The organism is Pseudomonas sp. HS-18 (assembly GCF_020401845.1).
GTDB classification, from domain to species: domain Bacteria; phylum Pseudomonadota; class Gammaproteobacteria; order Pseudomonadales; family Pseudomonadaceae; genus Pseudomonas; species Pseudomonas nitroreducens.
Genome location: NZ_CP084413.1, coordinates 793,450 through 818,505, shown reverse-complemented (window position 1 = coordinate 818,505; position 25,056 = coordinate 793,450). Strand labels below are relative to the sequence as shown.

Sequence of the window (25,056 nt, the reverse complement as noted above, 5' to 3'; positions counted from 1 at the left end):
GGGCGCATGGGCGGCGCAGGTGAGATCGGTCATCGCAGGCTTTCCTCCGTGACGGGTTGGCCCAGCGGGCGGGCAGCGCTGTGCGCAGGCGCAGGCGCACGTGCGGGTGTAGCGGGCTGCGCCGTGCGCCCTTCGCGATTCGGGTCATACAGGCGGTTGGGGATCAGCAGCGCCGGGATCAGGCCGGTGATCACGTAGGTGATGCCCATCACCAGGAAGCCCGCGCCGATGGACACATGGGAGGCCAGCAGGCCGATGGCCGCCGGGGCCACCGCCGCGCCGATGCGGCCGAGGTTGTAGGAGGTGCCGACGGCGGCGCCGCGTACCTGGGTGGAGAAGCTCTCGGTCATGTAGGTGGCCAGCACGCCCACCGGTACGCCGTAGATGAAGCCGAACAGCGCGAGGATCCAGACGATGTTGTCCGGGGTGTGCCAGAACACGATCACCGGCATGAAGATCGCGGTGCCGATGGCGCCGGCGGCGAAGGTGGCGCGGCGGCCGAAGCGGTCCGAGGCGATCCCGGCCAGTACCTTGCCGAGGATCATCGCGGTGTAGGTTCCGACCATGTAGCCGGTCATGGACTTGAAGTTCATGCCCAGCTCGCTTTCCAGGTACGAGGGCATCCAGTTGTTGGTGCCGTAGTAGCCGAACAGCAGGAAGCACGAGGTGAGGCTCCACAGCAGGAACATGCGCCGGGTGGACGGATCGACCAGCAGTTGGCGCATGCCGCCGCTGGGCGCGCTCTGCTGGCGGTTGCTGGCGGCCTGCTGCAGCCGTTGCGCGCGGGCTGCCAGCCAGGACGGCGACTCCGGCACCCAGGGCCGCAGCGCCAGGCAGATCAGCGCCGCGCCGATCGCGGTGAAGAACAGCGCGCGCCAGCCGTAGTCGGGGATGATCTGCCCCGCGAGCACCGTCGCCACCAGGTAGCCGACCGTCCAACCAGCCTGCATGGTCGCCAGGATGGTGGTGCGGTACTTCGCGGTGACGAACTCGGACATCAGGATGTTGCAGGCGACGAACAGCGAGCCCAGGCCCAGCGAGGAGACGAAGCGGATCAGCGCAAAGGCCCAGAAGTTGTGCGCCAGCCCGAGCAGCGCGGTGCCCACGGAGAACACCAGGATGGTCCACGTCACCACCCGCACTCGGCCAAAGCGGTCGCACGCCCAGCCGCCGTAGATGCCGCCGATGGCCATGCCGGCCAGGGTGATGCTGCCCAGCGAACCGGCCTCGAAGTTGGAGAGGCCGAACTCGGCCTTCAGGCTGTTCAGGCTGTAGGCGAGGAACATCAGGTCCGCGCCATCGGCGAGCAGACCCAGGAAGCAGAAGAGGAAGGCGATCACCAGGGTCCGCCGCGGCATCGCGGTGGCCTGGGCCAAGCTGTCGGGTGCGTTCATTGTTGTTGTTCTCGCAGGTTGGTTGAGGTCGTCGCGCTATGCCCGCCCGGCGTGTTCTCCCATCTCCGGGGTCAGGCGCACGCGGCCGTTGTCCAGCACCACCACGTCGCGCTCGACGACGCGGGTGCGGAAGGAGCCGTCATTCCAGATTTCGGTACGCAGGGTTTCGCCGGGGAAAACCGGTGCGGAGAAGCGCACCTGCAGGTGGGCGAAACGCTCCGCGCGGTAGTCGGCCAAGCCGCGCAGCAGCGCGTGGAAGGCCACCCCCAGGGTGCACAGGCCGTGCAGGATCGGCCTGGGGAAACCACCGCGCGCCGCCGCTGCGGGGCTGGCGTGGATCGGGTTATCGTCGCCGTTCAGGCGGTAGTGCAGCGCCTGCTCGGGGCGAGTCGGCAGGTCGATGACCAGGTCCGGCGCCTGCTCGGGCAGGCGGTGCGGCAGGCTCAGCGACTGGCTGGCGCCACCGAAGCCGCCGTCACCGCGCAGGAAGGTGGTGCCGCGGGCAATCGCCAGCACCTCGCCGCTCTGCGCATCGCTGACGACCTTCTCGCTATAGAGCAGCGCGCCCTTGCCGGCGCCCTTGTCGACCAGCCCGGTGACGCGGGTGCGGCCGATCACTTCGCCTTCCACCGGCAGCGGCTTGAGCCATTCGATGCTCTGCTCGCCGTGGACCAGGCGCAGGGCATCGACGCCTGTGTCCGGGTTGCCCAGCCAGAAGCCGGGGTGACCGAGCACCACCGCCATGCAGGGCAGCGCTTGCAGCTCACGATTGGCGTCGACGAAGGTCAGCTGGTGCTCGTCCATCGGGTCCGCGCCGAGGCCGACCGACAGCGCATAGAAGGCGCTGTCGTGGCGGCTGAAACGCTGGCGTACTTCCGGGATCGGGTAATTCAGCAGGTGCTCAGGATTCAGCGCCATGGGCCACCTCCTGCACTTCCAGCACCGCGTCGGCGGCCCAGGCGCCCTGCCCTTCGGGCATGGCGAAGACCGGGTTGAGGTCCACCGAACGCAGGCGCGGGCCGGCCTCTGCAGCGAATTGCGAGAGCTGCGAGAGAACGCGCGACAGGGCCTTGATATCGGTCACCGGGCGACCACGGGCGCCCAGCAGCAGCGGCGCGCCCTTGATGCTGCGGATCATCTGCTCGGCTTCGCCGACACCGAACGGGCAGCGGCGGAACACTACGTCCTTGAGCACCTCGACGAAGATGCCGCCAAGGCCGAACACCGCCACCGGACCGAACTGCGGGTCGCGCTGGATGCCCATGAAGCACTCGACGCCGCCCTGCAGCTGGCGCGCCACCAGCACGCCATCGAGGCGGGCGTGCGGCGCATGCTCGGCGGCGCGTTCGAGCAGCAATGCATACCCTTCGCGTACGGCCTGGGCGCTGCCGACGTTGAGCAGCACGCCGCCGATTTCCGACTTGTGCAGGATGTCCGCCGAGGCGATTTTCAGCACCACCGGGAAGCCGATCTGTTCGGCAAACGCGGCGGCTTCCGCAGCGCTTTTCAGCACACGTTCGGGCGCCGATTCGATGCCGGCGCGCGCCAGCAATTGCTTGGCTTCGGCCTCACCGGGCGTGCTGGCCGGCAGCTCGACGCCACCGGGCACAGGAATGCTGCGCAGCGGCCGGGCGAACGCTTCGCCCAACTGGCCCATGGCCTGGATGGCGCGCACGGCGCGGGTCGGGTCCTCGAACAGGGCGAAGCCGGCCTTCTGGTAAGGCGCCAGCTCCTCGCCCTCGCCCATCACCGAGACCACGAACAGGCGGTCCGGATGGTCGGCCTTGATCCGCGCGAATTGCTCGGCCAGGCGCGGGCCGATGGAGGCGGCGGTGCCGGCCTGGGTGAAGAAGGCGATCAGCGAACGATAGCCGCCGTCCACCACCATGGACTCGGTGAAATCGTGCACCAGGCTCAGGTCGTTGAGCGCCTGGGCCGTGCAGTCCACCGGGTTCAGCGGCGAGGCATAGTGCAGGCGCTGTTTCAGTCGCGCCTGAGCCTCTTCCGGCATCGGCGGCATGGGCAGCCCAACGTCCTCGGCAGCGTCGCTGACAATGATCCCGGCGCCACCGCTGACGGTGATCATCCCCAGGCTGTTGTTCACCGGGTAGATGCGCTGGGTGGCGAGGTAGGCGATGTCCACCAGCTCTTCGGTGGTGCGCGCGCGGACCACCGCGTAGTCGGCCAGCACCGCATCGAGCACCTTGTCGTCGCCAGCCAGGGAGGCGGTGTGTGACATGGCCGCGCGGCCACCCAGCTCGCTGCGCCCGACCTTGTGCAGGATCACCGGCTTGCCGGCGCGATGGGCCGCTTCGAGGGCGGCGAGGAAGCTGTCGACATTGCGGATGGATTCGGCGTAGGCCATCACCACGTCGACCTCCGGCGATTCCACCAGCCAGCCGATGGCGTCGCCCAGGGTGACGTCGGCTTCGTTGCCGGTGGCGACGCAGATCGGCGTACCCAGCCCGCGCTGCCGCGACAGACCCAGCAGGTGTGCGCCGTAGGCGCCGGACTGGGTGGCGATGCCGACGCGCCCGGCCAGCGGGATGCCGCGCTCCAGGCTGGTGGAGAAGAAGGCGTAGTAGCCCAGGTTGGCGTTGAACACGCCCAGGGCGTTCGGCCCCAGCAGGCGCATGTTCGCCGCGCGGGCGGCCTCGACGATGGCGTCCTGCATGGCCACGCCTTCCTCGCCGACTTCGCTGAAGCCGGAGGAGAACACGATGGCGCTGCGCGCGCCCTTGCGGCCCAGTGCCTGGACGGTCTCCAGCACCTGCGGCGCCGGCACCGCGATGATCGCCACGTCCGGCGCCTCAGGCAGTGCGTCGACACTGGCGTAGGCCGGCAGGCCCTGGATTTCGGTGCGATTGGGGTTGACCGGCAGGATGCGGCCGGTGAAGCCGTTGCGCAGCATGTAGGCGATGGGGCGGCCACCGATGCGGTGCGGGTCGCTGGAAGCGCCGACCACGGCGACCGAGCGTGGCTGGATCAGCGGGGTAAGGCTGGCGAAGCCTGTGCGTTGCAAGTGACTCACTGACATGACGTTCCACCTGAACAGATGACGGGTGCCGGACTAGGTCGTCCCGGCGCGAGGGCGAACGCGTCCACGGCGGGCCGCCCGCTTATCGCAGGTGGCCACCGGGAGGGCGTCCTGCCCGGATTTCAGAGCACGTTCTGGGTGCCGAGCAGCGCGGTGACCTGGCTGGACAAGGTGCCGCCGTTGCCGTGCAGCAGGGCGATATCGGCCTTCTTCAACTGGCGTTCACCGGCCTGTCGGCGCAACTGCGTAACCGCCTCGATGATCAGGAACATGCCGTACATGCCCGGATGCACACAGGACAGCCCGCCGCCGTTGGTGTTCACCGCCAGCTCGCCGCCAGGAGCGATGCGTCCGCCCTGGACGAAGCGACCGCCCTCGCCCTTCGGGCAGAAGCCGAGGTCTTCGAGGAACAGGATCGTATTGATGGTGAAGGCGTCGTAGACCATCACCAGGTCGATGTCCGCGTGCTTCACACCGGCCATCTGCATGGCGCGCGGGCCACTCTCGGAAGCGGCAGTGACGGTGAGGTCGGGCATGGCAACGATGGAGCGGTGCCACTGTGCGCCGGCCGCGCCGAGGAAGTAGATCGGCGCCCTGGGCAGGTCCCGCGCGCGGTCGGCGCGCACCATCACACAGGCGCCACCGCCGTCGGTGACCAGGCAGCAGTCGGCCTTGCTCAGCGGGTCGCTGACCATCCGCGCAGCGAGCACCTCATCGATGCTCAGCGGGCCACGGGCGAAGGCCTCGGGATTGAGGTTGGCCCAGCCCCGTGCGGCCACGGCCACTTCGGCCAGGTGCTCGCGGGTGGTGCCGTATTGATGCATGTGCCGGCTGGCAGCCAGCGCGTAGGCGGTGATCGGGTGGCGCGGCTGGTAGGGCGTTTCGTGCCACTGCGGCTCGCTCATCGATACCAGCTTGCCGCCGGCGGTGCGCTGGTTGGAGCCATAGCAGATCAGCGCCGCGTCACACAGGCCGGCCTCCAGGGCCAGGGTTGCCTGCAGAAGATGCAGCTCGAAGCTGGAGCCGCCGACATTGGTGCCATCGACGAACTTCGGCTTGATGCCCAGGTATTCGCAGACCGAGAGGGTCGGGAAGGCGTGGGAGCTGGTGGCCGAGAACACCGCGTCGATGTCCGAGAGCGCAAGCCCTGCATCGGCGATGGCTTTCATCGAGGCCTGGCCGAGCAGCTCCATGGCGCTGTAGCCATGGGCTTCGCCGATACCGGCGCTGCCGATGCCGACGATGGCGGTCTTGCCGCGCAGGACCTGGCTCATGGCTGCACCTCCGCCAGGGGCTCGAAGACGACGACAGGGCCGCTGTCCTGCTGGGCGATGCGCGCTTTCACGCGAGTACCGATGGGCAGGCTGAGATGGCCTTCGATGCGCGACATCATGCGCACGCCTTCATCCAGGTCGACCAGGGCGATGTTGTAGTCACCGCTGCGGGCGCGGTTGACGGTCAAGGCATAAAGAGTGCCCAGGCCACTGGCGGGGACCCATTCCAGGTCCGTTTCGCCGCTGCCGGGCACCTGGGTGCGCGGGTAGAACACATGCCGGCCGGTGGAGGCGCTGCGCTGCAACATGAAGCGGCCCTGGGCGAGAAACGCGAGGTACTGCGCCTCGGGCCCTGGCATGCTGCGGTCGGGGAAATCCACCATTGAGGTTTCTCCTTTGTTCTTGTTCTGCCTTTGTTGCAAAGTGCGTTACCGCCCATGCCAAGCCAGCTTCCAGGAAGCCGTTGCAGGCGTCGCAGGGTCAGAATACATTCACAATACTGAATGTCAATCAGAATACAGAATATGATAACTGAAAAGACCGTCGAAGAAGCCAGCAGCAAACGCACCAGCAGCGCCAAGGATGTCGGCGCAGTGGTGAACGCCATCCAGATCCTTCGCCACCTGGCCAATGCCGAAGGCCCCGAGGGCGCGACCGCCATCGCCCGCGCCACGGGAGTCAGCCCGAGCACCACCTTCAACATCCTGCGCACCCTGACCAACGAGCAACTGACCTCATTCGACAACGACACCAAGACCTACCGCCTGGGGCTGGGTCTGTCGGAACTGGCAGTGAGCTTCATCGGCCGCAGCTACGCCGACCTTATCCAGCCGGAACTGGAACGCCTGAGCACCAGCCACAACATCCTGATCACCCTCTGGCAGGTCACCGACGACGCCCACATCCGCGTGATCGCCGTCTCCGCGCCAACCGTGGCGCACGTCAACGTCGCCGTCGGCTCGCGCCTGCCGGAACTGGTCGGCGCCGCAGGCCGCTGCATCGCCGGCCTGCGCAACCTGCCGGACGACGAACTGCGCCGCCGCCTGACCCGTGTGCGCTGGGAGAACCCGCCAAGCTTCGAGGAATACCGCAGCGATGCCGCCGCCACCCTGGAGCGCGGCTGGGCCATCGACCAGGACCACCTCTACCGCGGCGTCAGCATGGTCGCCAGCGCGATCATCGACCACGACCGCCAGCCACGCTTCATCATTTCCGGCATCGGCATCAGCGCCCAGCATGAGCGCGAGAAGCTCGAGCAGATCGGCGCCAGCCTGCACGAGACAGCCCGCTTCATCAGCCGCTCGCTATTCCCCCAGGGGAATTCCAGCCAGTCGGAATGACGGAAATTTCATTCAGCATGAGAAATGACATTCATATAAATGTCTTTTTTCAGCTGAATGCATGACCCGAAGCCAACAGACGATCAGCAAAATCCGTCTTCGGGCAGGGCATTGCCGCCCGCGACCCTGCGCCGGGGTCGCTCGGTTCCCGATGCGACTGATGGCAGCGATATTCGCAGGCAGGCCCCCACAGCCGCGAATATCGCCGGTATCATGGCAAGTCCTGGTGGAGTCCTGGCGGTACCATCAAGCGGGGGACGTCGCTCCCCCCGCGTAGCGGAATCCTGGTGATTCAGGCAGCGCCCGCCGTCAGGGTCCCGAAATCACCATGCGGATGCTCGTCCGCCATGCCCTGGCAGACGAATGGCCGCAGGCAATCCCATTGAATGAGGCAACCATGGAACAGAAAGACATCGACTGGGGCGCGCTCGGATTCGATTACATCAAGACCGACTTCCGCTACATCTCCCACTGGCGCGATGGCCTCTGGGACGACGGCAAGCTGACCGAAGACAACACCCTGCACATCAGCGAAGGCTCCTCGGCCCTGCATTACGGCCAGCAGTGCTTCGAAGGCCTGAAGGCCTACCGCTGCAAGGACGGCTCGATCAACCTGTTCCGCCCGGACCAGAACGCCGCACGCATGGCCCGCAGTTGCGCCCGCGTACTGATGCCGCAGGTTTCCGAACAGCAGTTCATCGACGCCTGCCGCCAGGTGGTCCGCGCCAACGAGCGCTTCATTCCCCCGTACGGCTCCGGCGGCGCGCTGTACCTGCGCCCGTTCGTGATCGGCGTGGGCGACAACATCGGCGTGCGCCCGGCTCCGGAATTCATCTTCTCGGTGTTCTGCATCCCGGTCGGCGCCTACTTCAAGGGCGGCATGAGGCCCCATGACTTCGTGATCTCCACCTACGACCGCGCCGCGCCCAACGGCACCGGCGCCGCCAAGGTCGGTGGCAACTACGCCGCCAGCCTGATGCCGGGCGCCCAGGCCAAGAAAGACGGCTTCGCCGACTGCATCTACCTCGACCCGGCCACCCACAGCCGCATTGAGGAAGTGGGCTCGGCCAACTTCTTCGCCATCACCCACGACAACGAGTTCGTCACCCCGCGCTCCAGCTCGGTGCTGCCGGGCATCACCCGTCTGTCGCTGATGCAACTGGCCGAACAGCGCCTGGGCCTGAAAGTGGTCGAAGGCGACGTGCAGATCGACGACCTGGCGCGCTTCAAGGAAGCCGGCGCCTGCGGTACCGCCGCGGTGATCACCCCGATCGGCGGCATCCAGTACAAGGACAACCTGCACGTGTTCTTCAGCCGCGAAGACGTCGGCCCGGTGACCCGCCGCCTCTACGAAGAGCTGACCGGCATCCAGAAGGGTGACGTGGAAGGTCCGGAAGGCTGGGTCGTCAAGGTCTGAACCTGACAGCTCGCTGAAACAGAAACGCCGCGATGCCGAGAGGCATCGCGGCGTTTTTCATTCGGTTGTGCGCAAGAGTCATCGCTCCACGGACCGTTCGCGAGCAAGCTCGCTCCTACAAGCCCGCTCCGGCGCGCTCTTCGCAGCGAACCGAAAGGCACGAGGCTACCGCAGACGAAGCCCGCCCCCGCACAGGCTCGAACCTCAGGCCGGGCTGGGCAGCGCCGGCTGGCACAGCAGCCAGTCATGCAGCAAAGCCTGCAGCTCCTCGAACTTCACCGGCTTGGCCATGTAGTCGCTCATTCCAGCGGCCAGGCAGCGCTCGCGGTCGCCGCTATGGCTGTGGGCGGTAATCGCCAGCACGGGAAGATCGGCGCAACCCGGCAGGGTGCGAATCGCCCGGCAGGTGGCGAAGCCGTCCATCACCGGCATCTGGCAATCCAGCAACACCGTATCGATCGCCTCCCGACGCAGGAGCTCGATGGCCTCGGCGCCATTGTCGGCCGTGCGCACGCGATAACCGAGCTTGAGCAGCATGCCGCGAATTACCAGTTGATTGATGGCGTTGTCTTCCACCACCAGCACGGTGCACTGGTCGGGGCTGCGCAGCACCTGGCCGCCGGCACGGCGTGGCGGCGGCGCGATGCTCTGCACCGGCTGGCCGACCTGCAACTCCAGGCTGAAGCGGCTGCCCTGCCCCGGCACGGATTCATGCACCAACTCACCGCCCAGCAGCGCCACCAATTTGCGGCACAGCGCCAGGCCAATCCCCAGGCCGCCGTACTCGCGGGTGAGCGAGCCGTCGATCTGGAAGAAGCGCTGGTACAGCACGCCGTCCGGCGGCGTGGAGAAGCCAATTCCGCTGTCCTGCACCTCGATGCGCAGCGCCAGCCCTTCACTGTTCGGCACACCGGCTACGCGCAGATTCACCCCACCCTGGTGCGTGAACTTGATGGCGTTGTCGATCAGGTAGCCCAGCGCCTGGGCCAGCTTGCCGGCGTCGCCTTCGAGGGTGTCGGGCAGGCTCTCATCCAGTTGCAGCACGAAGCGCAGCCCGCGCTCCTCGGCGCGCGGCGCGTACTGCGCGCGCAGGCCATCGCACAGGCCGCGCAGGCTGAAAGGCTCGCGGCGCGGGTAGAGCTTGCCGGCCTGCAACTCGATCAGCGCAAGAATGTCGTTGACCATGCGCATCATGTCGCGCGCCGAGCCGGTGGCGGTCTTGTGGTACTGGGTCAGCTCGATGTCCATGGGCACCGTCTGCATCAGTTCCAGCGAACCGATCACCCCGCTCATGGGCGTGCGCAATTCATGGGTGACGGTGGCGAGGAACTCGTCCTTCAGGCGGTTGCTGCTGGCCAGCTCCAGGTTCAGCTGCTCCAGCTTGCGGCTGGTTTCCTGGAGGATACGCGTGCGCTCTTCCTTCATGGCGTTGATGCGGTCGGCCAGCGCCAGGGACAGCAGGCCGACCTCCAGCGCCGAGCCGATCTGGCTGGCGTACATAGTCAGGAATACATTGGGCAGCAAGCCCAACACCATCAACGTGTTGATCACCCCGCCGAGCAGGAAGGCGCTCCAGGCGAAGATGAAGTAACGCGCCACACGCATGCCGCGCAACCAGGCGACGATGCCGGCGGTGAAGATCACCACGGTAAACGCCAGCGCCAGGTAGGTGGCCAGGCGCAGGGCAATGGCGTAGCTGACGGTGAGCGCCAGCACCATCACCAGTGCGCCGACGCCCATCAAGACGCGCAGGATGCGGTCGATCCACAGGCTGTGCTCGCGGGTATGCAGGAAGCTGCGGGCGAACTGACAGCCGAACAGCCCGGCCGAACCGATCAGGAACGGCGTGGAAGCATTGGCCCACCAGGGATTGTTCGGCCAGAAGTATTCGATGCCGGCGCCGTTGACCGAGATCTGATAGAAGCCGAACGAGGCGATATAGAGGATGTAATAGAGGTAGCTGGTGTCGCGCACGCTGAGGAAGATGAACAGGTTGTAGATCAGCATCACCAGCAGCACGCCATAAATGATGCCCAGCACGTAGATGCGCTGCGGTTGTTCTTCCAGATAGGCCTTGGGCGACCACAGCGTCAGCGGCGCCTGGATCGAGCCCTGACTCTCCAGACGCAGGTAGGCGCGCAGCGGCTTGCCCGGCTCCAGCTTGAGATCGAACAGGTAGTTGTTCTGGCGGATCGGCCGGCTGTCGAACGGCAAGGTATCGCCAGTGCGCTGGGCGAGCTTGAAGCCGCCATTGCCATCGGGCAGGTAGAGATCGAGCTTGTCCAGCGGCGGGTAAGCCAGCTCCAGCAGCCAGTTGGCCGGGTCGCGCGAGGCCTGCGGCTGGTAGTCCAGGTCCAGGCGCAGCCAGAACACCGAGCGCGAATAGCCGGCATTGAGCACGTCGCGCTCATGGGGGCGGAAGCTGGCGGCCAGCGCCGGCGAGCTGATCTCGGCGATATCGGCGGTGCCGCGCACGTCCTCGAAGACATCCATCGCCCGCCCGAGCAGCAGTTGCCCCACGTGCTCGTCGAAGCTGATGGCGCTCGCCACTGGCGAGAGGATGAGAAGGATCAGGAAGATCAGCCAGTGCCGCATGGTGCCCCGCAGTGCCACCGACAGCCGCGCCGGAGATCCCCATCTCCCGCTTTGGCGCGCCGTGGAGGCGTTGTGTTGGAATCGGCGAACTCTAGCACAGGCCTTGTGCCCCGTGGCATTCGACCATCCGGACAGGGCGCGGCCGGGCGATGCGCAATGGACCGTTCGGTCAGCTCAGCAGCGCATTTTGGTGATAAGCTCCCGCGCCATGAAAACACCTGCCTCCCGTCCCGTAGTGCTCTGCCTGTCCGGCCACGACCCCAGTGGCGGCGCCGGTCTGCAGGCCGATATCGAAGCCCTGATCGCCCAAGGCTGCCACGCGGCGCCCACCGTCACCGCGCTGACCGTTCAGGATACCGTCAACGTTTCCGACTTCCGCGTGCTCGACCGCGAGTGGGTGCTGGCCCAGGCCAACGCGGTGATCGCCGACCTGCCGGTGGCGGCGGTCAAGCTGGGCATGCTCGGCTCGGTGCAGATGGTCGACACCGTCGTCGAGATCATGCAATCGCTGCCCGGCATCCCGCTGGTCTGCGACCCGGTGCTGCGCGCCGGCGGCGGCGGCTCGCTGGGCAAGGACGACGTCGGCTACGCCATGCGCGAGCGCCTGCTGCCGATTGCCGCAGTCGCCACGCCGAACCTGCCGGAAGCGCGCATTCTCGCCGAGCTGCCCGAAGGCACCGCGGACCAATGCGCCGACAAGCTGTTGCCTTATATCCAGACCCTGCTGATCACCGGCGGCCACGGCGACGAGTCCGAAGTGCACAATCGCCTGTACACCCGCGACGGCCAGCGCCACACCTTCACCTGCCAGCGCCTGCCCGGCAGCTACCACGGCTCGGGCTGCACCCTGGCGAGTACCCTCGCCGGCCGCCTGGCCTTGGGCGAGGAACTGGTCAGCGCGGTGCGCAGCGCCCTGGACTACACCTGGCGCACCCTGCGTGACGCGGAAGCACCCGGCCACGGCCAGTACGTGCCGCGCCGCCTGCCACTGGACTATTGCAACTGATTCACGGATCAACCGTACGAAGATCGAGGCACCGATGAAACTGCGCGGACTCTACGCCATCACCGACAGCCAGCTGCTCGACGGCGGCCGCCTGCTGCCCTACGTCGAAGCCGCCCTGAAAGGCGGCGCCAAGCTGCTGCAGTACCGCGACAAGTCCGACGACGCCTCGCGCCGCCTGCGTGAAGCCGAGGCGCTGCGCGATCTCTGCGCGCGCTACGGCGCTACGCTGCTGATCAACGACGACGCCGAACTGGCCGCGCGCTTGGGTGTCAGCGTGCACCTGGGCCAGACCGATGGCTCGCTGGCCGCGGCCCGCGCTCTGCTCGGCCGCAATGCCGTCATCGGCGGCACCTGCCACGCCAGCCTCGACCTGGCCGAGAAGGCCATTGCCGAAGGCGCCAGCTACGTCGCCTTCGGTCGCTTCTTCACGTCCCAGACCAAACCGGGCGCGTCCGCCGCCAGCCTCGAATTGCTGGAACAGGCCAAGGCGCGCTTCAACGTGCCGCTGGTGGCCATCGGCGGCGTGACCCTGGAAAACGCGCCGGAGCTGATCGCCCGCGGCGCCGACATGATCGCCGTGATCCACGCGCTGTTCGCCGCCGACTCCCCGGCCGAAGTCGAACAACGCGCGCGCGCCTTCAGCCAACTCTTCGAAACCCGCTGAGCGCCCACGCGCCCGGCCCTTCACAGCTTCGCGAGGTACACCATGTCCCGTTCCGAAACGCTTTTCGCCAATGCCCAGAAACACATCCCCGGTGGCGTGAACTCGCCGGTGCGCGCGTTCAAGAGCGTCGGCGGCACCCCGCTGTTCTTCAAGCATGCGGAAGGCGCCTACGTGGTGGACGAGGATGACAAGCGCTACGTCGACTACGTCGGCTCCTGGGGCCCGATGATCCTCGGCCACAGCCACCCGGACGTGCTCGACGCCGTGCGCAAGCAACTCGACCACGGCCTGTCCTACGGCGCACCGACCGCGCTGGAAGTGGAAATGGCCGATCTGGTCTGCTCGCTGGTCCCGTCCATGGACATGGTGCGCATGGTCAGCTCCGGCACCGAAGCCACCATGAGCGCCATCCGCCTTGCCCGCGGCTACACCGGCCGCGACAGCATCATCAAGTTCGAAGGCTGCTACCACGGCCACTCCGACAGCCTGCTGGTGAAAGCCGGCTCCGGCGCCCTGACCTTCGGCGTACCGAACTCCCCCGGCGTACCGGCGGCCTTCGCCAAGCACACCCTGACCCTGCCCTTCAACGACATTGCCGCCGTCGAGAAGACCCTGGGCGAAGTCGGCAAGGAAGTGGCGTGCATCATCGTCGAGCCGGTCGCCGGCAACATGAACTGCGTGCCGCCGGCCCCCGGCTTCCTCGAAGGCCTGCGCCGCCTGTGCGACCAGCACGGCGTGGTGCTGATCTTCGACGAAGTGATGACCGGCTTCCGCGTCGCCCTGGGCGGCGCCCAGGCGCACTACGGCATCACCCCGGACCTGTCGACCTTCGGCAAGATCATCGGTGGCGGCATGCCGGTAGGCGCCTTCGGCGGCAAGCGCGAGATCATGGAGCAGATCTCCCCGCTGGGCCCGGTCTACCAGGCCGGCACCCTGTCGGGTAACCCGCTGGCCATGGCCGCCGGCCTGACCACCCTGCGCCTGATCAGCCGCCCCGGCTTCCACGACGAGCTGACCACCTACACCACCCGCATGCTGCAGGGCCTGCAGGAGCGTGCCGACGCTGCCGGCATCCCCTTAGTGACCACCCAGGCGGGTGCCGCAATGTTCGGCCTGTACTTCACCGGCGCCGACGACATCGTCACCTTCGACGATGTGATGACCAGCGACGCGGAACGCTTCAAGCGCTTCTTCCACCTGATGCTGGACGCTGGCGTGTACCTGGCTCCGAGTGCCTTCGAGGCTGGCTTCACCTCCATCGCCCACGGTGAAACCGAGCTGAAGCTGACCCTGGACGCTGCCGAGCGCGCTTTCGCCGCCCTCAAGTAAGCCCTCCCGCGAAGGCGCCCAGGCGGGCGCCTTCCGCTCTGGACCGAGGCTTTCACAGCGTTACGCCGGCGCTACGCCAACCCTGCCGCCGCTGGCATTTCCAGTAAAAAAACAGAAAAGAAGGTAAAGACTTTGTAAGGAAGCGCCCGCTTATTTCATAATGTGAAGGCTGGCGCATTTCGCTGGCCGGGTTTTGCCCGCCCCGATTCTGGAGGCCGTTTCTCCCCATGTACCGTTCCGGTCGCACCCTGCTGGGTTGCCTGTTGCTTGCACTGCCCCTGTTCACTCAGGCGGGCGGCAACTCGCTGCTGATTCCAGCCACCGGACGCTGCACCCTCAACACCGTGCCCGAACAGCTGCAACAGGCCCTGGCCAGCTGCCAGCAGGCCGCCAATGCCGGCGACGCACAGGCACAGTTCGAGCTGGGGGAGTTCTTCTACACCGGCGAACGCGCCCCGCGCGACTTCCAGGCCGCCCTGCACTGGTATGAGAAGGCTTCGCTGCAGGGCCACGCCGACGCACAACTGCGCCTGGGCACCATGTTCTTCCGCGGCGAAGGCGTGAAGGCCAACAACGTACAGGCCTACATCGTGCTGAAGATGGCTGCGGTCAACGGCGCCGAAGACGCCATGGACAGCGCCGACCTGGTCGCCGAGCAGATGAACAAGGACGAACTGGACATCGCCACCAAGGTGCTCGGGCAGATCTTCCGCAATTACCTGATCGAACTGCAGACCGCCGGCAACTCGCCGTTCTCGCCGCTGCCCTGACCCAGACGCCACTCCCTGCAGGAGCGAGCTTGCTCGCGAACAGGACTATTGGGCTGACTTCGGCGTTGGGCAGTTCGCGAGCGAACTCCTACGAAGGACAAAATGCGCTGATGAATCAGCTGTCCTTGCCCGGCATCGGCATGGGGAACGGCATCACGTTGCCGGTGATCTTGGCATCGCTGATCTTCGCGGTGCCCAGACGCTCGACTTCATCGATACGGATGATCGAATGCAGCGGCACGAAGCTGCGGATGACGCCGTCGAACTGCGCCTTGAGCTTTTCCTCGCTGGGGTCCACCACCACCTGGGTGCGCTCGCCGAAGACGAACTCCTCGATCTCCAGGAAACCCCACAGATCGCTCTGGTAGATCTGCTTGGCGTACATCTCGTACACCTGGCCCTGGTTGAGGAAGACCACCTTGTAGATCGGGTTCTCGCGCTTGCTCATGAACGAAGGATGACAGCTTTGCAAAAAGGGCACGCAGCATAACACAGGCAACCATCCCCCACGCGCCGCCGCTGGTAGACACAAGCGGCGAGGCATATAATGCGCGGTCATTTTTTAACCAGACCAAGACAGGTTCCATGGCCAAGAAGCTTTTCATCCAGACCCACGGCTGCCAGATGAACGAGTACGACAGCTCGCGCATGGCCGATCTGCTGGGTGAACACCAGGCCCTGGAAATCACCGAAAAGGCCGAAGAAGCCGACGTCATTCTGCTCAATACCTGCTCGATCCGCGAGAAGGCGCAGGAGAAGGTGTTTTCCGAACTGGGCGCCTGGCGCGTGCTCAAACAGCAGAACCCGGACCTGGTGATCGGCGTCGGCGGCTGCGTGGCCAGCCAGGAAGGCGCGGCGATCCGCGAGCGTGCGCCGTACGTGGACGTGGTGTTCGGCCCACAGACCCTGCATCGCCTGCCGGAGATGATCGACGCTGCCCGCGCTACCCGCAAACCCCAGGTAGACGTGTCCTTCCCGGAGATCGAGAAGTTCGACCGCCTGCCCGAGCCACAGGTCAACGGCCCTACCGCCTTCGTCTCGGTCATGGAAGGCTGCAGCAAGTACTGCACCTTCTGCGTGGTGCCCTACACCCGCGGCGAGGAAGTCAGCCGCCCGTTCGATGACGTACTCGCCGAGGTCATCCACCTGGCCGAGAACGGTGTGAAGGAAGTCACTTTGCTGGGCCAGAACGTCAACGGCTACCGCGGCCAGACCCACGACGGCCGCCTGGCCGACTTCGCCGAACTGATCCGCGTGGTCGCCGAAGTCGATGGCATCGAGCGCATCCGCTACACCACTTCGCATCCGCTGGAGTTCTCCGACTCGCTGATCGCCGCCCACGCCGAGGTGCCGGAACTGGTGAAGTTCGTCCACCTGCCGGTGCAGGCCGGTTCGGACCGCATCCTGGCGGCGATGAAGCGCAACCACACCGCGCTGGAATACAAGTCGCGCATCCGCAAGCTGAAGGCGGCGGTGCCGGATATCTGCATCAGTTCGGATTTCATCATCGGCTTCCCCGGCGAGACCGAGAAGGACTTCGAGCAGACCCTGAAGCTGGTGGAGGACGTCGGTTTCGACTTCTCCTTCTCCTTCATCTACAGCTCGCGTCCGGGCACCCCGGCTGCCGACCTGGTGGACGATACCCCCGACGAAGTGAAGAAGCAGCGCCTGCTGATCCTCAACAGCCGCCTGAACCAGCAAGGCTTCGAGATCAGCCGACGGATGGTCGGGACCATCCAACGCATCCTCGTCACCGACTACGCCAAGCGCGACCCGGGCCAGCTCCAGGGCCGCACCGAGAACAACCGCGTGGTCAACTTCCGCTGCGACAATCCGCGCCTGATCGGCCAGTTCGTCGACGTGGAAATCTACGAGGCACTGCCCAATTCCCTGCGCGCGACCCTGGTGGAAGCACGTCACTGAACCTCGACCGTTGAATCCCCCGTTGGCGACTGAACTTTCGTACTCGCTCGCCGGGGGTTATTCTTCGACCATCTCCCTTTGCAGCACGGCGACCTAGACAGCCCTTGAACGCCCCCCTGGACATCCATCGTTTCATGCTCGAGCCCTTCGAGGCCCGCAGCTTCGCCAACCTGTGCGGCCAGTTCGACGAACACCTGCACCAGATCGAGAAGCGCCTCGGCATCGAGATCCGCAACCGCGGCAACCAGTTCGAACTGGTCGGCGACCCCGAGCGCACCCAGGCAGCCGAAAACCTCCTGCAACGCCTCTACCGCGAAGTGCAGAACGGCACCGAGATGACGCCCGACCTGGTTCACCTGTTCCTGCAGGAATCCGGCCTGGAAGAACTCTCCGTGGAGCCCGTGGTCCCGCTGGTGACGCTCAAGACCCGCCAGGCACACATTCGCCCTCGCGGCGCGAACCAGCAGCGCTACGTCAAGGCTATCCTCGACCACGACATCAACTTCGGCATCGGTCCGGCCGGCACCGGCAAGACCTACCTCGCCGTCGCCTGCGCCGTGGACGCCCTGGAGCGCGAGCAGATCCGCCGCATCCTGCTGGTGCGCCCGGCGGTGGAAGCCGGCGAGAAGCTCGGCTTCCTGCCCGGCGACCTGTCGCAGAAGATCGACCCCTACCTGCGCCCGCTGTATGACGCGCTCTACGAGATGCTCGGTTTCGAGACCGTGGCCAAGCTGATCGAACGCCAGGTCATCGAGGTCGCGCCGCTCGCCTACATGCGCGGCCGCACGCTGAGCAACAGCTTCATCATCCTCGACGAAAGCCAGAACACCACGATGGAACAGATGAAGATGTTCCTCACCCGGATCGGCTTCGGCTCCACCGCGGTGATCACCGGCGACGTCACCCAGGTCGACCTGCCCAAAGGCACCCGCTCGGGCCTCAAGCACGTGATGGAAGTGCTGCGCGACGTCCCCGGCATCAGCTTCACCCACTTCAAGTCCAAGGACGTCGTGCGCCACCCACTGGTGCAGCGCATCGTCGATGCCTACGACGCCTATGAGAACCGCCTGACCGGCGTAGAAGGCCAGGGCAACAAGAATGCTTGAACTGGACCTGCAGGTCGCCTCCGACGCGGCCGGCCTGCCAAGCGAAGCCGAGTTCAGAACCTGGTGCGAACTGGCCCTGCGCCAGCGCCAGAATGATTCTGAACTCACCATCCGCCTGGTGGACGAAGCCGAAGGGCGCGAACTGAACAAGACCTGGCGGCACAAGGACTACGCCACCAACGTACTGTCCTTCCCCGCCGATGTTCCCGATGAGCTTCTGGATATCCCGCTGCTGGGCGACCTGGTGATCTGCGCCCCCGTGGTTATCCGCGAGGCCGCCGAACAGGGCAAGTCCGTGCAGGCCCACTGGGCCCACCTCGTCATCCACGGCTGCCTCCATCTGCTCGGCTACGATCACATCGACGATGTGGAAGCAGAGGAAATGGAAGGCCTGGAACGGGAATTGCTGGCTGAACTGGGTCACCCGGCCCCCTATGCGGCCGATGAAGAATAAAAGCCACTGAGCAGGAATGATGAGCGAAGACCGATCGAGCAATGGGCACAAGTCGTGGTTGGACAAGATCACCCAGGCTTTTGCCCATGAGCCGAGAAACCGCCAGGAGCTGCTGGAGCTGCTGCGCGAAGCCCACGACAACAAGCTGCTCGACAGCGAAGCGTTGTCCATCGTCGAAGGCGCAATCCAGGTAGCGGACCTCCAAGTCCGCGACATCATGGTGCCGCGCTCGCAGATGATCAGCATCAAGGCCACCCAGACCCCGCGCGAGTTCCTGCCGGCGATCATCGACGCGGCGCACTCGCGCTACCCCGTGGTGGGCGAGAGCCTGGACGACGTCATGGGTGTGCTGCTGGCCAAGGACCTGCTGCCGCTGATCCTTCACGACAACGCCCACTCCTTCAATATCAAGGACCTGCTGCGGCCGGCCACCTTCGTGCCGGAGTCCAAGCGCCTGAACGTGCTGCTGCGCGAATTCCGTGCGAACCACAACCACATGGCCATCGTCATCGACGAGTACGGCGGCGTGGCGGGACTGGTGACCATCGAGGACGTGCTGGAGCAGATCGTCGGCGATATCGAGGACGAGCACGACGTCGAGGAAGACAGCTACATCAAGCCATTGCCCAGCGGCGATTTCATCGTCAAGGCACTGACCCCGGTAGAAGCCTTCAACGATTTCTTCGGCGCGGAATTCTCTGACGAAGAATTCGACACCGTCGGCGGCGTCGTGATGAGCGCCTTCGGCCACCTGCCCAAGCGCAACGAAACCACCGAACTGGGCGGCTTCCGTTTCCGCGTGCTCAACGCGGACAGCCGCCGCCTGCACCTGCTGCGTCTGACCCCGCTGCAGGATTAAGAGGCAGACACCTGTAGGAGCGAGCTTGCTCCCGAACCAACTCCGCTGCGAGGGCAGCTCGCGAGCAAGCTCGCTCCTACAATAAGTTCCGACCTTTCCTGCAACACACCGCCGCACTCAGCTCATGGCTTTTGGCCCTCATCCCCATAGCCTACCGTTCGTCTCTCCATTACTCTTGCGCATCGCTTAACCGCAACAAGGATTTCCGATGCGCTGGATCACCCGCCCCGGCCTGCCAGGCCACCTGCTCGCCCTGGCCGCCGGCGCGCTCACTCCGCTGTTCCTGGCACCATTCGGCTACTGGCCGCTGGCGGTGCTGTCGCTGGCCCTGTTCTACCTCGGCCTGCGCGGCACCACCGCCGGCTCGGCGCTGTGGCGCGGCTGGTGGTACGGCTTCGGCGCCTTCATCGCCGGGACGAGCTGGATCTACTTCAGCATCCACAACTTCGGTGGCGCCTCCGGACCGTTGGCCGGCTTCCTGGTAGCGGGCTTCAGTGCCGGTGTCGCGTTCTTCTTCGCCCTCCCCGCCTGGGTCTGGGCGCGCTTCTTCCGCCGCAACAATGCCCCGGTGAGCGACGCACTGGCCTTCGCCGCGCTGTGGATGGTGCTGGAGCTGTTCCGCAGTTGGTTCCTCACCGGCTTCCCCTGGCTCTACGCCGGCTACAGCCAGCTGGAAGGACCGCTGGCCGGCCTCGCCCCGCTGGGCGGCGTGTGGCTGGTGTCCTTCGCCATCGCCCTGACCGGCGCGCTGATCATCAACATCCCGGCCCTGACCCGGCGCCCGGCGCGCCTGGCCGCCGGCCTAGTCCTGCTGATGGCCCCCTGGGCCGTCGGCCTGGCTTACAAGGGCCACGCCTGGACCGTCCCAGCCGACGCACCGCTGAAGGTCGCCGCACTGCAGGGCAACATCGCCCAGGAAATGAAGTGGGATCCCAAGGCCATCACCCACCAGCTCGAGCTTTACCGCGACCTGACCGCCGAGCAGAACGGCGTCGACCTGATCGTCTGGCCGGAAACCGCCGTGCCCGTGCTCAAGGACCAGGCCACCGGCTACCTGGAAATGATCAACGGCGTCGCCACCGCCAAGAAGGCCGCGCTTATCACCGGCGTGCCGGTGCGCGAGAAGACCGCGGACGGCATCCGTTACTACAACGGCATTACCGTGGTCGGCGAAGGCAGCGGCAACTACCTCAAGCAGAAGCTGGTGCCCTTCGGCGAATACGTTCCGCTGCAGGACGTGCTGCGCGGGCTGATCGCCTTCTTCGACCTGCCCATGTCCGACTTCGCGCGCGGCCCGGCCGACCAGCCGCTGCTCAAGGCCAAGGGTTATTCCGTGGCGCCGTACATCTGCTACGAAGTGGTCTACCCGGAGTTCGCCGCCGAGCTCGCGGCACACAGCCAGCTGTTGCTGACCATCAGCAACGATGCCTGGTTCGGCACCTCCATCGGCCCACTGCAGCACCTGCAGATGGCGCAGATGCGCGCGCTGGAGGCCGGCCGCTGGATGGTGCGCGGCACCAACAACGGCGTGACCGCGCTGATCGACCCGTTCGGCAGACTGGCGGTGCAGATCCCGCAATTCCAGCAAGGCGTCCTGCAGGGCGAAGTCGTGCCGATGCAGGGCCTGACCCCCTACCTGAAGTGGCGCGTCTGGCCGTTGGCGACTCTCAGCGCCGTACTGCTGGTCTGGGCGCTGGTGCGCCGTCGCACACACCCGGAAGAGCGTCGGCTGTTCGGCTGACTCAAGCGAAAAGGGCCTCATTGCGAGGCCCTTTTTCATGGCGAAGGCTAGCGGTAGAACAACCGATACCCGACCAGCCCGATCGCCTCGTTCAGCAGTTGCCCGCTCTGCCAGATCGCCCGCCCCTCCGGCAACCAGCCACCCATGGGCACGGCATCGTCCGTCCCGATATACCCCGAAGGCGCCGGCACCACTTCCAGCCCGGCCTTCTCGAAGCTCCAGATCGAACGTGGCATATGAATGGCGCTGGTGACCAGGATTACCCGCCGGATACCCGCCTCGCGCAGCATCTCGGCGCTGAACCGCGCATTCTCCCAGGTCGTGCGGCTGCGACCCTCTTCCCAGCGCACCGGCACGCCGTAATCGTCCAGCAGGCTTTGCGCCATGATCCGCGCCTCGGAAGGTGGCGTGCCGTAGTGCAGGCCGCCGGAGGTCAGTACCGGCAGGCCGCTGGCCTTGGCCAGGCGGGCCGCGTAGCGAATACGCTCGCGGGCCATCAGGCCGGGCTGGTCTTCGTCCCAGGCGCGGTCGCCGCGTACCCGCCCGGCGCCCAGCACCACAATGGCGTCGGCACGCTGCGCCAGCCCTGGCCATTGCGCCTGCCTCAGCGCTTGCTGCGGCTCCAACTGGCGAGCCCCCCAGTCCACGGTCACCGGCAGGCTCATCACCAGCAGGCCCAGGAAGCCGGAAAGGAAACAGAGCATGGAGAAGCGCGGAAAGCGGCGGCGTAGCACGAAGCCCAGGAGCAACAACAGAAGCAGCAGTCCCGGCGGCATGAAGAGCTGTTTGAGGATGAAGCGGATCGGCATTGGCGACTCCTTGTCGAGGCACCAAGCCTAACGGATCGATAGGGTATCAGCGCGCTTTCGCGTTGCGGAACAACTGCGAGCCGCAGGACGTACAAGGCAACACACCCTGGCTGCGGCTCCAGGCGACCGGCGAGCCACACAGCGCGCATTGCAGCTGCTGCGGGCGCGGCACCAGGCGCGGACGACTCGGAGGCACAGCGTGGCGCACAGGGCGCGGCGCGCGGGCCGGGGAATGCTCCAGCAGCGCCAGCTCTTCCGCTGCGGCATGCCAACCGCGCAGCCAATTCACATCCTGATCCAGATAGGCCCGGATCAACTCCATCTCGGCACTGCTCAAGCCGCGCAACTCCAGCTCCATCGGGCATTCGTCACGTAGCCGCTCAGCGGTATCGGCCTCATCCAGGGCCAGTGCGAGCCGTTGCAACAACCGTTCATACAGACCGGAACCCGAAGCACTTGCACGATGCAGCTCAGCCATCAGTCACCTCAAGACAGGCGGAAACCTCCCGCCTTCAGGCAAAGCTTAGCGGCCTACCCCGCGCCAGACCGAGCGTGCGACAAACGGCGCGGGCTACCGGCTCGGGTGGGGGTCATGTATGCTACGAGGCTTTCTGTAGCCGCCTGACCCGTGTTTTCTCGGGGGTCGGCGAAGCGGAGGGCCACTCGACCTCCCCGGCTGCACATTTCTTTTCCGTACAGGTTCAAATCGCGCCATGCACGAGCAATATCAGCCCCTCGAGATCGAATCCCAGGCCCAGAAATTCTGGAACGAACACAATTCCTTCCGCGTCGACGAAGTCGCCGGCAAGGAGAAGTTCTACTGCCTGTCGATGTTCCCGTATCCGAGCGGCAAGCTACACATGGGGCATGTGCGCAACTACACCATCGGTGACGTGATCAGCCGCTACCACCGCATGCAGGGCAAGAACGTCCTGCAGCCGATGGGCTGGGACGCCTTCGGCATGCCGGCGGAAAACGCCGCGATGAAGAACAACGTCGCGCCGGCGGCCTGGACCTACGACAACATCGCCTACATGAAGTCCCAGCTCAACAGCCTGGGCCTGGCCATCGACTGGTCCCGCGAAGTCACCACCTGCAAGCCGGACTACTACCGCTGGGAACAGTGGTTGTTCACCCGCCTGTTCGAGAAGGGCGTGATCTACCGCAAGAACGGCACCGTGAACTGGGACCCGGCGGACCAGACCGTACTGGCCAACGAGCAGGTCATCGACGGCCGTGGCTGGCGTTCGGGCGCGCTGATCGAGAAGCGCGAAATCCCGATGTACTACTTCAAGATCACCGCCTACGCCGAAGAGCTGCTCTCCAGTCTCGACGACCTGCCGGGCTGGCCGGAACAGGTCAAGACCATGCAGCGCAACTGGATCGGCAAGTCCCGCGGCATGGAGATCGCCTTCCCCTATGACCAGGCCTCCATCGGCGAAGCCGGCCAACTGAAGGTCTTCACCACCCGTCCGGACACCCTGATGGGTGCTACGTACGTCGCCGTGGCCGCCGAGCACCCGCTGGCCACCCTGGCTGCCCAGCGTGATCCGTCGCTGCAGGCGTTCATCGACGAGTGCAAGCGCGGCGGCGTCGCCGAAGCCGATATCGCCACCCAGGAGAAGAAAGGCGTCGCCACTTCCCTGTTCGTCGAGCATCCGCTGACCGGCGACAAGCTGCCGGTATGGATCGCCAACTACGTCCTGATGACCTACGGCGAAGGCGCCGTGATGGCCGTTCCGGGCCACGACGAGCGCGACTTCGAATTCTCCAACAAGTACGGCCTGCCCATCGTCCAGGTCATCGCACAGGCCTCCGGCGACAACGACTTCGAGGCCGGCACCTGGAAAGAGTGGTACGGCCTGAAGGACGAGAGCGTCATCACCGTCAATTCCGGCAAGTACGACGGCCTGAGCTACCAAGCCGCCTTCGATGCCATCGGCGCCGACCTCGCCGCCAAGGGCCTCGGCCAGCAGCGTACCCAGTTCCGCCTGCGCGACTGGGGCATCAGTCGCCAGCGCTACTGGGGCTGCCCGATCCCGATCATCCATTGCGACAGCTGCGGCGACGTGCCGGTCCCGGCCGACCAACTGCCGGTCGTCCTGCCCGAGGACGTGGTGCCGGATGGCGCCGGTTCGCCGCTGGCCAAACTGCCGTCGTTCTACGAGTGCAGCTGCCCGAAATGCGGCCAGCCGGCCAAGCGCGAAACCGACACCATGGACACCTTCGTCGAGTCCTCCTGGTACTTCGCCCGCTACGCCTGCCCGCAGTTCGAAGACGGCATGCTGGACAAGAAGGCCGCCAACTACTGGCTGCCGGTCGACCAGTACATCGGCGGTATCGAGCACGCCATTCTCCACCTGCTCTACGCGCGCTTCTTCCACAAGCTGATGCGCGACGAAGGCCTGATCGACTCCGACGAGCCGTTCAAGAACCTGCTGACCCAGGGCATGGTGGTCGCCGAGACCTACTACCGCGTCGCCGCCAACGGTGGCAAGGAGTGGTTCAACCCGGCAGACGTGGAAGTCGAGCGTGACGCCAAGGCCAAGGTCATCGGCGCGCGCCTGAAGACCGACGGCCTGCCGGTGGAAATCGGCGGTACCGAGAAGATGTCCAAGTCCAAGAACAACGGCGTGGACCCCCAGGCCATGATCGACGCCTACGGCGCCGACACGTGCCGCCTGTTCATGATGTTCGCCTCGCCGCCGGACATGAGCTGCGAATGGTCCGACTCCGGCATCGAAGGCGCCAACCGCTTCCTGCGCCGCGTCTGGCGCCTGGCCCAGGCCCACGTCAACGCAGGCCCGGCCGGCGCCGTGGACAAATCCGCCCTGGACGATGCGCAGAAGGCCATTCACCGCGCCATCCACCTGGCCATCCGCCAGGCCAGCCAGGACGTCGGCCAGCACCACAAGTTCAACACTGCCATCGCCGCCGTGATGACCCTGATGAACGTGCTGGAAAAGGCCCCGGCCGAATCCGCCGCCGACCGTGCCCTGCTGCAGGAAGGCCTGGAAACCGTCACCCTGCTGCTGGCCCCGATCACCCCGCACATCTGCCATGTGATCTGGGAAGAACTGGGCAAGCAAGGCGCCGTGATCGACGCCAGCTGGCCGCAGGTCGACGAAGCCGCGCTGGTGCAGGACAGCCTGCAACTGGTGGTACAGGTCAACGGCAAGCTGCGCGGCCACATTGAAATGCCCGCCAGCGCCAGCCGCGAGGAGGTCGAGGCGGCCGCCCGCGCCAACGAAAACGTGCTGCGCTTCACCGACGGCCTGACCATTCGCAAGGTCATCGTGGTGCCCGGCAAGCTGGTCAATATCGTCGCCAACTAAAAG

General features: G+C 65.9%; 21 protein-coding genes. 12 read left to right on the top strand and 9 right to left on the bottom strand.

From position 1 onward, the window contains the following. Positions 1–29: 29 nt before the first annotated feature. From LDJ84_RS03920 to LDJ84_RS03900, 5 genes are all read right to left on the bottom strand, one after another. Positions 30–1,394, bottom strand: a complete 1,365-nt coding sequence (locus LDJ84_RS03920) for an MFS transporter (protein ID WP_226045922.1) — start codon at positions 1,392–1,394, stop codon at positions 30–32. Between the two features lie 36 nt (positions 1,395–1,430). Continuing rightward, complete coding sequence (locus tag LDJ84_RS03915) at positions 1,431–2,312, bottom strand: MaoC/PaaZ C-terminal domain-containing protein (RefSeq protein ID WP_226045921.1); 882 nt, start codon at positions 2,310–2,312, stop codon at positions 1,431–1,433. Beyond that, a complete protein-coding gene (locus LDJ84_RS03910) occupies positions 2,296–4,431 on the bottom strand; it encodes an acetate--CoA ligase family protein (RefSeq protein WP_170859188.1) in 2,136 nt (711 codons plus the stop codon). The genes LDJ84_RS03915 and LDJ84_RS03910 overlap by 17 nt, the downstream gene beginning before the upstream one ends. Positions 4,432–4,553: 122 nt before the next feature. Further along, positions 4,554–5,705 carry a thiolase gene (locus tag LDJ84_RS03905; protein WP_024763964.1) on the bottom strand — a complete coding sequence of 384 codons (1,152 nt, stop codon included), beginning with the start codon at positions 5,703–5,705 and terminating at the stop codon, positions 4,554–4,556. Beyond that, on the bottom strand, positions 5,702–6,088 hold the full coding sequence (locus tag LDJ84_RS03900; RefSeq protein ID WP_084358038.1) for a Zn-ribbon domain-containing OB-fold protein: 387 nt from the start codon (positions 6,086–6,088) through the stop codon (positions 5,702–5,704). Before LDJ84_RS03900 ends, LDJ84_RS03905 begins: the two co-directional genes overlap by 4 nt. Before the next feature lie 141 nt (positions 6,089–6,229). Between LDJ84_RS03900 and LDJ84_RS03895 the strand changes: the two genes are divergently transcribed. Both LDJ84_RS03895 and LDJ84_RS03890 read left to right on the top strand, forming a co-directional pair. Next, entirely contained in the window at positions 6,230–7,045 is an 816-nt protein-coding gene (locus tag LDJ84_RS03895) for an IclR family transcriptional regulator (RefSeq protein ID WP_084358036.1), read from the top strand. A gap of 397 nt (positions 7,046–7,442) precedes the next feature. Next, positions 7,443–8,462 carry a branched-chain amino acid aminotransferase gene (locus LDJ84_RS03890; RefSeq protein WP_226045920.1) on the top strand — a complete coding sequence of 340 codons (1,020 nt, stop codon included), beginning with the start codon at positions 7,443–7,445 and terminating at the stop codon, positions 8,460–8,462. Between the two features lie 204 nt (positions 8,463–8,666). Here LDJ84_RS03890 and LDJ84_RS03885 read toward each other — a convergent pair whose 3' ends face one another. Further along, a complete protein-coding gene (locus tag LDJ84_RS03885) occupies positions 8,667–11,057 on the bottom strand; it encodes a hybrid sensor histidine kinase/response regulator (protein WP_226045919.1) in 2,391 nt (796 codons plus the stop codon). Positions 11,058–11,265: 208 nt separating this feature from the next. On the opposite strand from LDJ84_RS03885, the gene LDJ84_RS03880 reads away from it, so the two are divergent. From LDJ84_RS03880 to LDJ84_RS03865, 4 genes are all read left to right on the top strand, one after another. Further along, the gene (locus LDJ84_RS03880) at positions 11,266–12,063 is read left to right on the top strand and encodes a hydroxymethylpyrimidine/phosphomethylpyrimidine kinase (RefSeq protein ID WP_024763968.1); all 798 of its coding nucleotides are present in this window, start codon (positions 11,266–11,268) and stop codon (positions 12,061–12,063) included. 34 nt (positions 12,064–12,097) lie between these two features. Then, a complete protein-coding gene (gene thiE / locus LDJ84_RS03875; protein ID WP_054906782.1) occupies positions 12,098–12,727 on the top strand; it encodes a thiamine phosphate synthase in 630 nt (209 codons plus the stop codon). A 42-nt stretch (positions 12,728–12,769) separates the two neighbouring features. Next, positions 12,770–14,056: a glutamate-1-semialdehyde 2,1-aminomutase gene (hemL, locus tag LDJ84_RS03870; RefSeq protein ID WP_226045918.1), complete on the top strand. Its 1,287-nt coding sequence runs from the start codon at positions 12,770–12,772 to the stop codon at positions 14,054–14,056. A gap of 227 nt (positions 14,057–14,283) precedes the next feature. Continuing rightward, positions 14,284–14,826 carry a tetratricopeptide repeat protein gene (locus LDJ84_RS03865; protein WP_017521798.1) on the top strand — a complete coding sequence of 181 codons (543 nt, stop codon included), beginning with the start codon at positions 14,284–14,286 and terminating at the stop codon, positions 14,824–14,826. A gap of 115 nt (positions 14,827–14,941) precedes the next feature. Here the strand turns inward: LDJ84_RS03865 and LDJ84_RS03860 are convergent, their stop codons facing one another. After that, entirely contained in the window at positions 14,942–15,274 is a 333-nt protein-coding gene (locus tag LDJ84_RS03860; RefSeq protein WP_024763971.1) for a DUF1820 family protein, read from the bottom strand. A 137-nt stretch (positions 15,275–15,411) separates the two neighbouring features. Here LDJ84_RS03860 and miaB point away from each other — a divergent pair, with 137 nt between their 5' ends. The 5 genes from miaB (at position 15,412) to lnt (ending at position 20,909) form a co-directional block, all read left to right on the top strand. Continuing rightward, positions 15,412–16,749 carry a tRNA (N6-isopentenyl adenosine(37)-C2)-methylthiotransferase MiaB gene (gene miaB / locus LDJ84_RS03855; RefSeq protein WP_065084333.1) on the top strand — a complete coding sequence of 446 codons (1,338 nt, stop codon included), beginning with the start codon at positions 15,412–15,414 and terminating at the stop codon, positions 16,747–16,749. Positions 16,750–16,853: 104 nt separating this feature from the next. Beyond that, entirely contained in the window at positions 16,854–17,855 is a 1,002-nt protein-coding gene (locus LDJ84_RS03850; RefSeq protein ID WP_024763973.1) for a PhoH family protein, read from the top strand. Next, positions 17,848–18,309 (top strand): rRNA maturation RNase YbeY, encoded by a 462-nt coding sequence (ybeY, locus tag LDJ84_RS03845; protein ID WP_226045917.1) that lies wholly within the window; start codon positions 17,848–17,850, stop codon positions 18,307–18,309. Before LDJ84_RS03850 ends, ybeY begins: the two co-directional genes overlap by 8 nt. A gap of 19 nt (positions 18,310–18,328) precedes the next feature. Further along, positions 18,329–19,168 carry an HlyC/CorC family transporter gene (locus LDJ84_RS03840; RefSeq protein ID WP_024763975.1) on the top strand — a complete coding sequence of 280 codons (840 nt, stop codon included), beginning with the start codon at positions 18,329–18,331 and terminating at the stop codon, positions 19,166–19,168. A 208-nt stretch (positions 19,169–19,376) separates the two neighbouring features. Beyond that, on the top strand, positions 19,377–20,909 hold the full coding sequence (gene lnt / locus LDJ84_RS03835) for an apolipoprotein N-acyltransferase (RefSeq protein ID WP_226045916.1): 1,533 nt from the start codon (positions 19,377–19,379) through the stop codon (positions 20,907–20,909). A gap of 47 nt (positions 20,910–20,956) precedes the next feature. Here lnt and LDJ84_RS03830 read toward each other — a convergent pair whose 3' ends face one another. Continuing rightward, a complete protein-coding gene (locus LDJ84_RS03830; RefSeq protein WP_024763977.1) occupies positions 20,957–21,718 on the bottom strand; it encodes a YdcF family protein in 762 nt (253 codons plus the stop codon). A 46-nt stretch (positions 21,719–21,764) separates the two neighbouring features. Then, on the bottom strand, positions 21,765–22,196 hold the full coding sequence (locus tag LDJ84_RS03825) for a hypothetical protein (RefSeq protein ID WP_024763978.1): 432 nt from the start codon (positions 22,194–22,196) through the stop codon (positions 21,765–21,767). Between the two features lie 235 nt (positions 22,197–22,431). On the opposite strand from LDJ84_RS03825, the gene leuS reads away from it, so the two are divergent. Continuing rightward, entirely contained in the window at positions 22,432–25,053 is a 2,622-nt protein-coding gene (leuS, locus tag LDJ84_RS03820) for a leucine--tRNA ligase (protein ID WP_024763979.1), read from the top strand. Positions 25,054–25,056 lie beyond the last annotated feature (3 nt).